Below are 13,919 nucleotides of genomic sequence, written 5' to 3' on the forward strand. Positions count from 1 at the left end.
CCGGCCAGGTGACCATCGAGGCCTTCACCGCCGCCGATGACTTTGGCAACATCGTCAACCCGATGATCGTGGATGGCCAGGTGCATGGCGGTATCGGTCAGGGTATCGGCCAGGCGCTGCTGGAGAACTGCGCCTATGACGAGAATGGCCAGCTGCTGAGCGCGTCCTTCATGGACTACGCCATGCCGCGCGCTGATGATGTGCCGTTTTATGGCGTCGATCATTCCAGCCAGACGCCCTGCACGCATAACCCGCTGGGGGTGAAGGGCTGTGGTGAGGCCGGGGCCATCGGCTCTCCGCCTGCTGTGGTCAATGCGGTTCTGGATGCGATGAACTCGGGCGGCAAGGCGGTGGATCACATCGACATGCCGGTAAGCCCGTCGCGCGTCTGGGCGGCGATGAACAGCTGAGAGGTTGGTGCGGCTGGGGGCTCTGCCCCCAGACCCCCGGGATATTTTTAGCCAGATGAAGGGCGGATCCGCGCCTTTCGGAAAGGAAGACGAAATGTACAGTTTCGATTTTGAAAAGCCCTCGAGTATTGCCGATGCGGTTGCTGCGTTGGGGGCCGAGGATGCGCAGGCGCTGGGTGGGGGTCAGACGCTGATCCCGACGCTGAAGCAGCGCCTGGCGGCGCCGTCGGTCCTGGTGTCGCTGAGCGGGATTGCCGAGATGCGGGGCGTCTGTGTCGAGGATGACGGGGCGCTGGTCATCGGCGGGGCGACGCCCCATGCCACCGTGGCCGCCGAGGCGGCAGGATCGTATCCGGCGCTGGCGGCGCTGGCCGGTCAGATCGGTGACCCGGCGGTGCGCAATCGCGGCACCATTGGCGGGTCGGTGGCCAACAATGATCCGGCGGCCTGCTATCCGGCGGGTGTGCTGGGCTCGGGGGCCACGATCGTGACCAATACCCGGCAGGTTGCGGCGGATGACTTTTTTCAAGGCATGTTTGCCACCGTGCTGGAAGAGGGCGAGATCATCACCTCGGTCCGGTTTCCGGTGCCGCAGGCGGCGAGCTATCAGAAGTTCCTGCAGCCGGCGTCCCGGTTTGCCCTGGTCGGTGTCTATGTGGCGCGGTTCGCCGACGGCGTGCGCGTGGCCGTCACCGGCGCCAGCGAGGATGGCGTGTTCCGCTGGACAGAGGCGGAGGCGGCCCTGAACAAGGAATTCCGCCCGGATGCCCTGACCGGTCTCAGCATCAACCCCGCAAACATGATCGCCGACCTGCATGGCAGCAAAGCCTACCGCGCACATCTCGTCAGCGTCATGACAAAACGCGCCGTACAGGGGTGTTTGTAGGCGGAAAGCAATTCCCCCGGGCCATCAGTCCGGGGGGCGCGAAGTGGGGCGCAGGCGCGGCAGGCGGTTCGGCCCCCAATAGGCGCCGGTGTCTTCGCGGGCGGTCCGATAGGCATCGACCCGGTCGCGCGCAGCGTCGCCGCCCGCATTGAACAGATGGCCCAAGAGGCATTCCAGGACTGACATGGCCCCGGAGAAGCTGGAGAAATGATGCTCTGATCGGGTGCTGACCGTGAGTGTGACGTCCGGGTCGACGCTGGGGGCAATCACTGCGCTGTCGGAGATCAGCACGATTTTCATCCCGCGTTTGCGCGCGAACTTCATCGAACGGATCGTGTCCGCCGAATAGGGGTGGACGGTTATTGCCACAAGGCAGTCGGTATCGGCGGCCTCAACCAAGTCGTCGATTGCAGAGCCCTGATGTCGCGGGACCAGTTGCATGTCGGGATGCGCCATGCGCCCGGCATAGTGAAAGTAATAGGCCAGGGCATAGCTTGCGCGGGTTGCCGTGACATAGCACCGGCGGGCCGAAATTATGCACTCCAACGCCTGTTTTGCGGTGTCCGGGTCCAGCAGGCGCAGCGAGCGGGCGACCACGTTGATCTCGTTTTGCGCAAATGCCGCCTGCGATCTGGCCCAGTCGTCCCGGTTTCGCAGATCGGATAACCAGCTTTGGTCCAGGCGGGTCTCGGTATCGGTCACAAGGGCCTTGCGAAAGGGTTGGCGCAGCGCTTCGAAGCCGGAAAAGCCGAGGCGTCGGGACAACCTGACCAGGACATTGGTGCTGACCCCGATCCTGTCGGCGGTCACCCGTATCGGGTCCATGGCGAAGTCAGCCGGGTGGTCGATGATATATTTGGCCGCCGCCTGCAATTGGGTCGGCATCGCGCCGATCTCGTGGCGCAGGTGGTCGGTGATCTGTCTGGGTGTGTGGAGCATAGTGTAGAAAAAACATATGTTATCAATTTGGCAAGTTGAAAACGTCAAATGCTCGCGTAGATCTTGGGGAAACGACCGAGGTTTTCTTGTTGGCGGATGGTTCAGTTTCACCCGATGGCCCCTGTGTTCTTGGCCAGATGCCCTATGTCCTTGTGGCGCTGAATGGTGGGCGCAAAACGCAGGCGGATCATGCCCGGTTGCCGGTGACGACCGGTCAGATCGTGGACGCGGCCAGCGCTTGCCACATTGCGGGGGCGCGGGGTGTGCATCTGCATATCCGGGACCATGCGGGGCGCCATACCCTGGACCCTGGCCAATACAGGGAAACGATTGCTGCGCTACGGCAGCAGGTCCCGGAAATGCAGGTGCAGATCACGACCGAGGCCGGTGGGGTTTACGATGTTTCCGACCAGTTTGCGTGCCTGCGGGATGTACGGCCTGAATGGGCTTCGATCTCGGTGCGCGAGGTCGCGCGGGCGGATGATATGGCCGACCGGGTCTATGGGCTGTGCGCGGACCAGGGGACGCGCGTTCAGCATATCTTGTATGATGCCGCCGATGCCGCGGTGCTGAGCGCATGGCGCGCCGCCGGGATCGTTCGGGCCGTGCAATCCGAATGCCTGCTTGTTCTGGGCCGCTATGCAGTGGGGCAACAATCGGTGCCGGATGATCTGGACCGGTTTCCGGAACCGGGCGGCAGATGGATGGTCTGTGCCTTTGGGGCGCGGGAACACGGGTGTCTTTTGGCGGCTGCCCGGCGCGGCGCTGATATTCGTGTAGGGTTCGAGAACAGCACGACGGATTCCGACGGTGTCGCCTGGTCGGACAACGCGGCCTCGGTCGCGGCAATGGTAAGCGTTTTGAAAGGGCAATAGGATGTCACATGTATTTCCGCGCCATACCCAGGCGGGGCTTCCGGTCGCTGCGGCCGGGGATGGGTGTTATCTGATCGATGCACAGGGCAACCGGTACCTGGATTGCGGCGATGCTGCGGTGTCGTGCCTTGGCCATTCGAACCCCGCCGTTATCGGGGCCGTACAGGACCAGGTCGGACGGGTTGCCTTTGCGCATACCGGGTTTATGACATCCGAACCTGCCGAGGCGTTGGCGGATCTGTTGATCCGGCATGCTCCGGGGGAATTGGACAGGGTATATTTCGTCTCGGGCGGTTCAGAGGCGACAGAGGCGGCCATCAAGCTGGCGCGGCAATATTTCCTTGAAGTCGGCCAGCCCGAGCGCCGCCGGGTCATCGCGCGGCGCCAAAGCTATCATGGGAACACGCTGGGGGCGTTGTCGGCGGGCGGGAACGCCTGGCGGCGGGCGCAATTCGCGCCGATGCTGATTGAAATGAGCCATATCGCGCCGTGCTATGAATATGCCGAAAAGCCTGCCGGGGAAGCCAGCTTTGACTATGGTCAGCGCGTTGCCAACGCGTTGGAGGACGAGATACTGAGCCTGGGACCCGACACTGTCATGGCGTTCATCGCCGAGCCTGTTGTCGGCGCAACCCTGGGCGCGGTCCCGGCGGTTCAGGGGTATTTTCGACGTATTCGCGAGATCTGTGATGCCTATGGCATTCTGCTGATCCTTGACGAGGTCATGTGCGGCATGGGCCGGACCGGGCATCTTTTTGCCTGTGATCATGACGGGATCGCACCGGATATTTTGTGTATAGCCAAGGGGCTGGGGGCAGGGTACCAGCCGATTGGCGCGATGCTGTGCACAGCCGGTATCTATGATGCCATCCGCGATGGGTCGGGATTTTTCCAGCATGGCCACACCTATGTCGGCCATCCGGTTGCAACCGCTGCGGCGCTGGCGGTTGTCACTGAACTGACCGGCAAGGATCTTTCACACCGCGCCGCCGTTATGGGTGAAAAGGTGCAATCGGCCCTGGCCGCGGCCTTTGGTCAGCACCCCCATGTCGGCGATATCCGCGGGCGTGGCCTGTTCCGGGGGATTGAACTGGTCGAGGATCGGGCAAGCAAGCGCCCGTTTGACCCGTCGCGAGGTGTTGCGGGCAAGATCAAAAAGGCGGCCTTTGCCGAAGGGTTGATATGCTATCCGATGTCGGGAACGCGGGACGGGCAGCATGGCGACCATGTTCTGCTGGCCCCGCCCTTCATCATCGAAGACGATCAGGTTGACGAGATGGTCGCCAAGCTGGGCCGTGCGCTGGCGCAGGTGCTATAACCGCGTCCTGACCAAGACCAGACGGAACGAAAAAGGCTCCGGCCATTATAGCGGAGCCTTTCAGAACAGTCTTTTACCAGGGCCTTATTTTTGCGGCAGCGGGCCGATCATCATGATCATCTGGCGGCCTTCCATCTTTGGCATGTTTTCAACCTTGCCAAGTTCCTTGATGTCTTCTGCGACCCGTTCCAGCAATTCCCGCCCAAGGTTCTGGTGCGCCATTTCACGGCCACGGAACCGCAGGGTGACTTTGACCTTGTCGCCGTTTTCAAGAAACTTGAACACGTTGCGCATCTTGACGTCATAGTCATGCGTATCGGTGTTGGGCCGGAACTTGACCTCTTTCACCTCGATGATCTTTTGCTTTTTGCGGGCTTCGCTTTCGCGTTTCTGCTGTTCGTACTTGAACTTGCCAAAGTCCATGATCTTGCAGACCGGCGGGTTTGCATTGGGCGAGATTTCGACCAGGTCAAGGCCGGCATCGGCGGCCATCTGCATAGCTTTGGCGGGATGAACCACCCCGACATTTTCGCCTTCTGCGCCGATCAGGCGAATTTCGGGGGCACGGATCTTGTCATTGACGCGCGGGCCGGTGTCTCGTTGAGGCGGCGCGTTGTGAGGTCTGCGGGCTATGGGTTCATTCCTTTGATTGTTGCCGAATTCCGAGCCGGGAACTTAAACTGAGACGTTTGTTCTTTCAAGCGCCATAAAGGCGCGCGCGCAGGAAAATCTCGTGCGGCGTCAATGTTCCGGGGCCGGCGCAATCTGTTTTGGCGGCCCCGGCAACGGGTCAACCGACAAAGGCTTTTTCGATCACGAATTCCTTGGGCTCGGAATTTGCGCCTTCGCGCAGGCCGAACTCTTCCAGGATGGCCTTGATGTCGTGGTTGAAGGCCAGGCTGCCGCAGACCATGGCGCGGTCGGTTTCCGGCTTGATCCCGCCCTCGATGCCCAGGTCGGCAAACACGGTGCCATCTTGCAGCAGGGTGGTGATGCGGCCCATCTTGGGGCTCTGTTCGCGCGTTGTGGTCGGGTAATAGCGGATCTTGTCTGCGAACCCTTCGCCGATCAGTTCGGCCAGCATTTCGTCCTGACGGATGCTGTCGATCAGTTCACGGCCATAATCCAGCTCGGCCACGTCGCGGCAGGTATGGGTGATGATGACCTCGTCATAATCTTCATAGGTCTGCGGCTCGCGCAGCAGCGAGGCAAACGGGGCAAAGCCGGTACCGGTTGCAAAGAACCAAAGGCGCTTGCCGGGCAGCAGGGCATCATGCACCAGCGTGCCAACCGGCTTGGGCCGCAGGATGATCTGGTCACCGGGCTGGATGTGCTGCAGCTTTGAGGTCAGCGGGCCGTCCTGCACCTTGATCGAGTAGAACTCCAGCTCTTCGTCCCAGGACGGCGACGCAATGGAATAGGCGCGCAGCAGGGGTTTGCCATTGTCGCCCAAAAGGCCGATCATCACGAACTCGCCCGAACGGAACCGCAGCGAGGCCGGGCGCGATACCTTGAAAGAAAACAGGCGGTCGGTCCAATGCTTGACCTCGGTCACGGTCTGGGCGTCGGGCAGAACGGGGGCCTTGACGGCTGTTGCTTCACTCACGGGCTTCATCTCTGTCATCGTTTCACTACCGGTCTGCTAAACCGGCATCTCCGTTTAATCTTTGATCCAAGTCAGGAAAAGGGGCAGATTGCCCCTATGTCGCAAAAGCTTGCGGAGGCGGCGTCAGCCGCGCAGGCGTGCTTGGTAATTGTTCTCTTTCCAGTCGGCGCGGGCCAGCCACTGATCTTCGGGTTGCCGGTTTGCCAGAACGCCGTCGATTTCGACCTCATCAAAACCGCTGCGCCGCGCCATGGCATATTGATCGGCCAGGACATGGCCCTTGGCCCGCAGGCGGCCGGTGTAGCCCTTTAGCCGCAAGGTGCGCGCAATGGTAAAGCCGCGCCCGTCGGCAAAGGACGGGAAATCGATGCGGACCATCTGTGCGGTGCCCAGGCGGTCATACAAATCATCGGGGTCCGTGTCCGACGGGACATCCAGTGCCACGACATCGTTGGCGGCATCGTCCAGCGTGACAAACCCGTCTGTCCAGTCATCGGGGGCAAAGCCCGTATCCGTTACGATTACGTTCATGTTTTTTCTCCGGCGCGCACCATCTTGCCATCGACAAAATGAATGCCGCATTCTTCCTTGTTTTGATCGCGCCAGCGACCGGCGCGGGGGTCTTCGCCTTCCTTAACCGGCGAGGTGCAGGGCGCACAGCCAATCGACGGGTATCCCTTGGCCACCAGCGGATGGCGGGGCAGGTTGTTTTCAATCATATAGGCGCGCACATCTTCGGGCGCCCAATGGGCCAGCGGGTTGACCTTGATCCGGCCGGTACCGTCTTCGACCTCAAAGAAATCGAGCGTGGCACGTGATCCGGCCTGAAACCGTTTCCGGCCTGTGATCCAGCCGTCATAACCGGAGAGCGCCCTTTGCAACGGGAAGGTCTTGCGCAGGTTGCAGCACGCATCCATGTCGCGCAGGCGCAGGGCGCCATAAGGGTCATCGCGCTGAACGTCCTCGTCATCGGCGCGGATGATCTGAACATTCTTCAACCCCAGACGCTCGCTGACCTCCTGCTGGTATTCCAGCGTTTCCGTAAACAGCATCTGCGTGTCGATGAACAGGACCGGTGTCGCCTTGTTGACCACGGCGGCCATATGCAGCAGCACCACGGATTCCGCGCCAAAGCTGGACACCAGCGCAAGCGTGTCGATCTCCTCCAGCGCGCCATGCATCACGTCATGGGCGCTGTGGTGACGGAACCGGGCATTCAGCGCGTTGACCCGTTCGGTCAACTCGCTTCGGTCCCGGCCCAGCTCGGTCTGGATCAGGTCAAGCGGCATTGGCCTGCGCCTCGGGGTAGAGCGCCGCCTTGAACGGGGCCATGCCGACACGGCGATAGGTCTGCAGGAATGTCTCCTCGGCGCTGTCGCGCTGTTCCAGATAGGTTTCGACGATGCGTTCGACGGCGGGCACGATCTCGTCATAGGCAAAGCCGGGACCGGTGCGGTCGCCCACGGCCGCGGTCTCGGTGCCGTCACCGCCCAGAGTGATCTGGTAGTTCTCGACGCCCGCGCGATCCAGGCCCAGAATGCCGATATGGCCCACATGGTGGTGACCACAGGCGTTGATGCAGCCCGAGATCTTGATCTTCAGGTGGCCGATATCATGTTCCAGCTTCAGCTCGTCGAACCGGGTCGCGATCTGTTGCGCAACCGGGATCGAGCGGGCCGTGGCCAGCGCACAGTAATCCATGCCGGGGCAGGCGATGATGTCGCTGATCAGGCCGATATTGGCGGTGGCCAGCTCGTATTCCTTCAGCTTGGCGTGGATTGCGGGCAGGTCCGATTTGTGGACATGCGGCAGGATCACGTTCTGCTCGTGGCTGATGCGCAGCTCGTCATAGGCGAACTCTTCGGCCAGATCGGCCATCACGCGCATCTGTTCCGCTGTCGCATCGCCCGGTGTCGCTCCGTGCTTCTTGATCGAGATCGTGACAATCGCGTGGTCCGCGTTCTTGTGCGGTGCGATGTTGGTATCGACCCACGAGCGGAAGACCGGATCGTTGGAATAGGCGGACTCAAAGGACGCAACCGAACCTTCGCGGAAAGCCGGAGGCGCAAAATGGCCCTTGATCTCTTCCAGCAGGTTCATATCCGCGCCTTTGAACTGCGGGCGAACCTTCAGGAACCGCTCGTTGACCTTGGCGCGAATGATATCGATGCCGTTTTCATGCACTGTGATCTTGATGCGCGCCTTGTACTTGTTGTCGCGGCGACCGATCTGGTTCCACACGGAAACGGTGGCCTCAAGGTAAGCCAGCAGGTCGTCAAAGGCCACGAACTCGGACAATTCCTTGCCGATCATCGGGGTCCGGCCCAGGCCACCGCCCACGATCACGCGGGCGCCCAGAACGCCGTCACGTTCCACCAATTGCAGGCCGATATCATGCGCCTTGATCACGGCGCGGTCGTTTTCGCTGCCGGTGATGGCGATCTTGAACTTGCGCGGCATGAACTGGAATTCGGGGTGGTCGGTCGACCACTGGCGCAGCAGTTCGGCATAGGGGCGGGGGTCGGCGACCTCATCCGCGGCGGCACCGGCGAAATGGTCGGCGGTCACGTTGCGGATGGTGTTTCCGCTGGTCTGGATCGCGTGCATGCCAACTTCGGCCAGCGCGTCCAGCATATCCGGCACGTCGTTCAGTTTCGGCCAGTTATACTGGATGTTCTGACGGGTGGTGAAATGGCCATAGCCCTTGTCCCACTTTTCGGCCAGCAGGGCCAGTTGGCGCATCTGTGCGCTGTTCAGCGTGCCATAGGGGACGGCAACCCGCAGCATATAGGCGTGCAACTGCAGGTACAGGCCGTTCATCAGCCGCAGCGGCTTGAATTCGTCTTCGGTCAGCGATCCGTCAATGCGGCGTTCAACCTGGGCGCGGAACTGGGCGTTGCGCTCTGCCAAAAATGCGGTGTCGAACTCGGAGTAGCGATACATGTCTAGCTGTCCTTTTTGCAGCCCCGAAACTGGGGCCAGATGGGGAGAGATCGGCCTGAGGTCAGGTCCGGGGCTGCGCGCGAGAGGTTTCCTGTTTGCCGTGGGCATAGTTGGACGGACCAGTCCGGCGGAATTCCTCTCGGAAATGGGTGGGCTCGGGGCCGTTATCCCCGGCGACGGCATCGGCAAGATAGGCGCCGACGATCTTGCCGACCTGACGCGAGGCATCCAGCAGGCGCACCTGAGCGTGGGCTTCGTCGGTGATCAACTCGGCCTCGGACAGGTCGCGCGACCAGCGGTCATCCTCGGTCAGATAAATCACGTCGCCTTCCAGCAGGTCATTTGCGGTGACGACTTTGGGGGTAAAAGCGCGGGCCATCAGGCAAGCTCCTCTTTGAATTCGGTGGCGGCACGGGCCGCGTCGCGCGGGGCAAGGCCGTAAAAGGTCAGGGCAGGGCCATCCATCCCGGCAGTGGCCAGGGTGTCGGACAGGCTGTCCAATGTGGTGGCCACGACCCTTTGGTCGGGCCGCGAGGCGTTTTCAACCAGGGTCACAGGCGTGGCGCCATCAGCGCCATGCATCAGCAGACGCCCCTGAATGAAACGGGCAGATTTCTTGCCCATGTAAATTGCCGCGACCGCGCCGGGGCGCGCCAGCGCTGTCCAGTCATGATCGGCGAAACCCTTCATGTCGTGGCCGGTCAGCAACCGGACCGATGCGTTGCGGCCGCGCCGCGTCAGGCTTTGGCCGATGGCGGCCACGGCCGCCGATGCCGCAGTGATGCCGGGAATGATGGCCCAGCTGATGCCGGCGGCCTGCAGCGCGTCAATTTCTTCGTCCAGCCGGCCAAAAACCGTGGCGTCGCCCGACTTCAGCCGCACGACACGCGCGCCGTCTTGCGCGTATTTGACCAGCAAGGCATCAATGTCTTCCTGTTTCCAGGACGGCCCAAAGCCTTTTTTGCCCACATCCACCAGGTCCGCCGACTGGCCAGCCAGGCTCAGGACTTCGGGGCTGATCAGGCGGTCATGCAGGACAACATCCGCGCGCCCGAACGCAGCCAACGCCTTGAGCGTCAGCAGTTCGGGGTCACCGGGGCCTGCGCCGACGAAATCGACGTGCCCAGTGGTGCGCTGTGTTTGTGAACCTTGCATCGAGGTTGGTCCGGCTGTTGTTTGACTTGTTGTGTAATATAGGAAATATTCCCGGTACTGCGCCATATTGCTGGACAAATAAGGACATTTGTTCTTTGTCGCGTGCAGGGCGGGACGCTGGTTTTAATTCGAAGGGAAATTTGGAATGTCGGTTCGAATAGACGATACAGATCGGAAAATTCTGGCCGAGTTGCAGCGCGATGCCAGCCAGTCGCTTGATGAAATCGCCGCCCGGGTCGGCAGTTCCAAGACGCCGGTCTGGAATCGAATCCGCAAGCTGAAGGGCGCCGGTGTGATCGGCCAGCAAACCGTTCTGCTGGATGCCGAGGCGCTGGGGTTCGAAGCGACGTTCTTTGTTCTGATCCGGACATCGGAACATGAGGCCGACTGGCAGCGCAAATTCCTCAAGGCGCTGCGCGACCGCCCCGAAGTACAAGAGGCGCACAGGCTGGCGGGGGATATCGATTATATCCTGAAAGTCCGGGTCAAAAACGCCCGCGCCTATGACGCCTTTTACCAGACACTGATTTCCGAGGTGCGCGTTCACAATGTCACAGCCCTTTTGTCGATGGAGGAAATCAAGTCGACCACCATGCTGCCGCTGAACGGCGCGGGCGCGCCGTAACCGACAGGGGCGGATTGGGTCGCACGCGCCGTCATCGCAAATCCAGACCTGCCGTGATTTGCGCCGACCAAACCGGCGCAGCGCGGGCTTGCCATAAGGCGCGGCGAATGCAAGACCCTGTTACATGCAACGGCTTGGGCTTATCATTGGTTTCCTCAGCGCGGTCATCCTGCTGTCGATGGCCGTCTGGTCCTATGGGTACCGGCAGGCCCTGACACAGCTGAGCGAACAGGCCGAGGCCGATCTGGCGCTTGCGGCCGACGGTCTGGGTTCGCAGTTGCAGATCTATCAGGAACTGGCCGTGCTGATGGCGGCCCATCCGTCCTTGCGGCAGCTCGACAGCCTGTCCAAGCGGCGCGAGGCCGGGGCGCTTTTGCTTGAGGTCTCGGACAAGACCGCGGCGGTTGATGTTCTGTTTGCCGATACAGACGGGCGGGTTCTGGCCGCGGCCCATGACATAGTCCGGGGGTCGGTTCGCGATCATCCGGCGTTCAAACGGGCGATGCACGGCGCGCTTGGCAGCTCTCATCAAAGTCTGCAAACCCGTACGGACCGCAATTTCACCTGGGTGCCGCCGGGGGGCGCAAACCGCATCTATACCTATGCCGCGCCCGCTTTTGGCGCCGACGGGCAGGTAATCGGGGCGCTGATGGTTATTGCCGATGTCGAAGATGTCGAACGCACCTGGCGCGGCAGTACCGAGGCCGTGTTTTTTGTCGATGACGCCGGGCTGGTCTTTATCTCAAACCGGTCCGACCTTTTGTTCTGGCGGCGCGCACCGGGGCAGGTCGGGCTGTCCCCGCGGGATGGCAAGGCCGAGTTTTCCGTTTTCCGGGCCGGTCCGCACGAGCTGTGGCGGATGGGCTGGGGCCCGTACCTGCCGCAAACGGCGCTGCACCTGGCGCGTGAGTTGCCTGTCATCGGGATGACGGGCGAGGTTCTGATGGATGTGGCCCCGGCCCGGCGGTTGGCGGCATTGCAGGCCGCGGCGGTGGCCGGGATCTGTCTGGCATTCGGGGCGCTGCTGTTTCTGGCGACCGAAAGGCGCCGGACCCTGGCCGAGGCCAATACCGTCCTTGAAAGCCGCGTGGCCCGGCGCACGCGGGCGCTTACGGCGGCCAATGCGGCGCTGACCCGCGAGGTTGCAGAACGCAAAGAGGCCGAAGCGGCCCTGAAAAAAGCCCAGGCCGATCTGGTTCAGGCCGGAAAGCTCAGCGCTCTGGGAAAGATGTCGGCCGGTATCAGTCACGAATTGAACCAGCCGCTGATGGCGATCCGTCAGTTTGCCGACAACGGCGCCGCGTTTCTGGATCGGGGCAATGTGGGTCAGGCGGGCGAAAACCTGGGCCGGATATCGGATATGGCCGCGCGAATGGCGCGGATCATCAAAAACCTGCGCGCCTTTGCCCGCAACGAAAGCGAACCGATGGGCCGGGTCGATCTTGTGCAGGTTCTGACCACCGCGGTCGAACTGACCGAAACGCATCTGCGCGCAGAAGACATCCGGCTGAGCTGGCAGCCCCCGGACAGGCCGGTATTTGCCTGGGGCGGCGAGGTGCGGCTGGTTCAGGTATTCGTCAACCTGATCAACAATGCCGCCGATGCGATGACCGGCCAGCCCCGGCGCGAGATCACGATCACGCTGACCGAAGGGCCGCGCCTGTCGGTGTCGGTCACCGATACCGGCCCCGGCATCGCCGACACCGACCGGATGTTCGAACCGTTCTACACGACCAAGACCGTGGGCGCGTCAGATGATGGCATGGGCCTTGGTCTTTCAATCTCATACGGTCTGGTCCAAAGCTTCGGGGGCGATATCCGGGGCGTAAACACGCCCGAAGGCGCCCGGTTCACCGTCGAATTGGAACCCTACAAAGAGGTGACACCCGTATGACCCGGCAGGTTCTGTTGGTAGATGACGACGCATCCGTTCGCGAAGCGCTTTCGCAGACGCTTGAACTGGCCGAGTACAAGGTGATCTCGGCCGGGTCTTTCGTTGCCGCCAAGGATCACATCGTGCCCGGCTTTCCGGGGGTAATCGTTTCGGATATCCGGATGCCGGGGCGGGACGGGTTCCATCTGCTGTCCTATGCGCGTGAAACCGATCCCGAATTGCCCGTGATCCTTCTGACCGGCGAAGGAGATATTCCCATGGCCGTACAGGCGATGGGGCAGGGTGCATTTGAATTCCTGGAAAAACCCTGTGCGGCGGCCGACCTGCTTTTGGTTCTGGAAAGGGCGGCCCGGGCCCGCGATCAGGTCATGGACCAGCGCGAAATCCAGCGTGAACTGGAACGGGGTGACCCGGCTGCCCGGATGTTGTTCGGACAATCCGTGCTGGCCGAAACGCTGAGGGAACGCGTGCGCAGCGTGGCCCCGACCGGCGCCGAAGTGCTGGTGACAGGCCCGCCAGGAAGCGGGATTTCCAAGGTGGCCGAGGTGGTGCACCTGATGTCGCCCGTCGGGCAGGGGCCGTTTGTAAAACGTCCCGCATCCGGGCTGACGGCCAGCGAATTGACCGGCATATGCGATGTCGCAAGCGGCGGTTCGCTGTTTTTGGACGAAGTATCGGCCATGCCCGAAGCCACGCAATACGCCGCGCTGGAAATGATCGAGCAGGGGGTTGGCGTTCGGATTCTGGCCGGAACAACGGCGGATCTTGCCGCCCTGTCGGAACAGGGTCGTTTTCATGCCGATCTGTTCTATCGCCTGGATGTGATGCGGGTTCGTATCCCGTCACTGGCGGAACGGCCCGAGGATATCCCGGTGTTGTTTCGCCATTATGTCGCCCAGGCAGCCGAGCAATCGGGGATCGAACCGCCCGAGGTTTCGTCGGAGCACCTGGCGTCGCTGATGGCCAGCGACTGGCCGGGCAATGCCCGTTCGCTGATGTCGGCGGCGATGCGCTTTGTTCTGGGAATGCCCGAAGAGGTCACGCAGGCGGCTGACCTGGGCCTGAGCGAACAGATGGCGCGGGTCGAGCGGTCCTTGCTGATTGCCGCCCTTGGCCGTCACAACGGCAAGGCATCCGCAGCGGCCGAGGCGCTGAAACTGCCGCGCAAGACGTTTTATGACAAGCTGGCCCGGTACAAGATCAGGCCTGAAGATTATCGCAGGTAACCACTCGCAGTCGTCGCCGCCGATCCGCTGTCTGCGGGGCAT

14 protein-coding genes and 1 pseudogene are annotated in these 13,919 nt (G+C 62.0%); 7 read left to right on the forward strand and 8 right to left on the reverse strand.

All coding sequences use genetic code 11. The features are described from left to right. A partial coding sequence (locus ACXAG8_RS00005) for a molybdopterin cofactor-binding domain-containing protein (protein WP_475221181.1) occupies positions 1-410 on the forward strand: 410 nt, incomplete at its 5' end. 94 nt (positions 411-504) lie between these two features. After that, positions 505-1,296 (forward strand): FAD binding domain-containing protein, encoded by a 792-nt coding sequence (locus ACXAG8_RS00010; protein WP_475221182.1) that lies wholly within the window; start codon positions 505-507, stop codon positions 1,294-1,296. A 24-nt stretch (positions 1,297-1,320) separates the two neighbouring features. Here the strand turns inward: ACXAG8_RS00010 and ACXAG8_RS00015 are convergent, their stop codons facing one another. Beyond that, positions 1,321-2,235: a MurR/RpiR family transcriptional regulator gene (locus ACXAG8_RS00015; protein ID WP_475221183.1), complete on the reverse strand. Its 915-nt coding sequence runs from the start codon at positions 2,233-2,235 to the stop codon at positions 1,321-1,323. A gap of 137 nt (positions 2,236-2,372) precedes the next feature. Here ACXAG8_RS00015 and ACXAG8_RS00020 point away from each other — a divergent pair, with 137 nt between their 5' ends. Both ACXAG8_RS00020 and ACXAG8_RS00025 read left to right on the forward strand, forming a co-directional pair. Then, positions 2,373-3,110, forward strand: coding sequence for a beta-keto acid cleavage family enzyme (locus tag ACXAG8_RS00020; protein ID WP_475221184.1), 738 nt, complete (start codon positions 2,373-2,375; stop codon positions 3,108-3,110). Between the two features lies 1 nt (position 3,111). Beyond that, entirely contained in the window at positions 3,112-4,428 is a 1,317-nt protein-coding gene (locus ACXAG8_RS00025; RefSeq protein WP_475221185.1) for an aspartate aminotransferase family protein, read from the forward strand. Positions 4,429-4,512: 84 nt separating this feature from the next. On the opposite strand, the gene infC is transcribed toward ACXAG8_RS00025, so the two are convergent. The 7 genes and pseudogenes from infC to cobA form a co-directional block, all read right to left on the reverse strand. Continuing rightward, positions 4,513-5,061 carry a translation initiation factor IF-3 gene (gene infC / locus ACXAG8_RS00030; RefSeq protein WP_475222378.1) on the reverse strand — a complete coding sequence of 183 codons (549 nt, stop codon included), beginning with the start codon at positions 5,059-5,061 and terminating at the stop codon, positions 4,513-4,515. 157 nt (positions 5,062-5,218) lie between these two features. Continuing rightward, positions 5,219-6,052, reverse strand: coding sequence for a ferredoxin--NADP reductase (locus ACXAG8_RS00035; protein WP_475221186.1), 834 nt, complete (start codon positions 6,050-6,052; stop codon positions 5,219-5,221). Between the two features lie 105 nt (positions 6,053-6,157). Beyond that, the gene (locus ACXAG8_RS00040; RefSeq protein WP_475221188.1) at positions 6,158-6,565 is read right to left on the reverse strand and encodes a DUF934 domain-containing protein; all 408 of its coding nucleotides are present in this window, start codon (positions 6,563-6,565) and stop codon (positions 6,158-6,160) included. Then, the gene (locus ACXAG8_RS00045; protein WP_475221190.1) at positions 6,562-7,323 is read right to left on the reverse strand and encodes a phosphoadenylyl-sulfate reductase; all 762 of its coding nucleotides are present in this window, start codon (positions 7,321-7,323) and stop codon (positions 6,562-6,564) included. The genes ACXAG8_RS00040 and ACXAG8_RS00045 overlap by 4 nt, the downstream gene beginning before the upstream one ends. Next, positions 7,313-8,977, reverse strand: a complete 1,665-nt coding sequence (locus ACXAG8_RS00050; protein WP_475221191.1) for a nitrite/sulfite reductase — start codon at positions 8,975-8,977, stop codon at positions 7,313-7,315. The genes ACXAG8_RS00045 and ACXAG8_RS00050 overlap by 11 nt, the downstream gene beginning before the upstream one ends. Positions 8,978-9,038: 61 nt before the next feature. After that, entirely contained in the window at positions 9,039-9,356 is a 318-nt protein-coding gene (locus tag ACXAG8_RS00055; protein ID WP_475221193.1) for a DUF2849 domain-containing protein, read from the reverse strand. Next, positions 9,356-10,102 (reverse strand): annotated as a pseudogene (cobA, locus tag ACXAG8_RS00060) (uroporphyrinogen-III C-methyltransferase); the annotation flags it as partial. The pseudogene cobA and the gene ACXAG8_RS00055, both read right to left, overlap by 1 nt. Before the next feature lie 175 nt (positions 10,103-10,277). Here cobA and ACXAG8_RS00065 point away from each other — a divergent pair. From ACXAG8_RS00065 to ACXAG8_RS00075, 3 genes are all read left to right on the forward strand, one after another. Further along, entirely contained in the window at positions 10,278-10,757 is a 480-nt protein-coding gene (locus ACXAG8_RS00065) for an Lrp/AsnC family transcriptional regulator (RefSeq protein WP_475221197.1), read from the forward strand. A gap of 124 nt (positions 10,758-10,881) precedes the next feature. Further along, positions 10,882-12,651, forward strand: a complete 1,770-nt coding sequence (locus ACXAG8_RS00070) for a sensor histidine kinase (RefSeq protein WP_475221200.1) — start codon at positions 10,882-10,884, stop codon at positions 12,649-12,651. Continuing rightward, complete coding sequence (locus ACXAG8_RS00075) at positions 12,648-13,877, forward strand: sigma-54-dependent transcriptional regulator (RefSeq protein WP_475221203.1); 1,230 nt, start codon at positions 12,648-12,650, stop codon at positions 13,875-13,877. Before ACXAG8_RS00070 ends, ACXAG8_RS00075 begins: the two co-directional genes overlap by 4 nt. Positions 13,878-13,919 lie beyond the last annotated feature (42 nt).

The sequence above is a fragment of the Ruegeria sp. ABD4_443 genome (assembly GCF_056160865.1).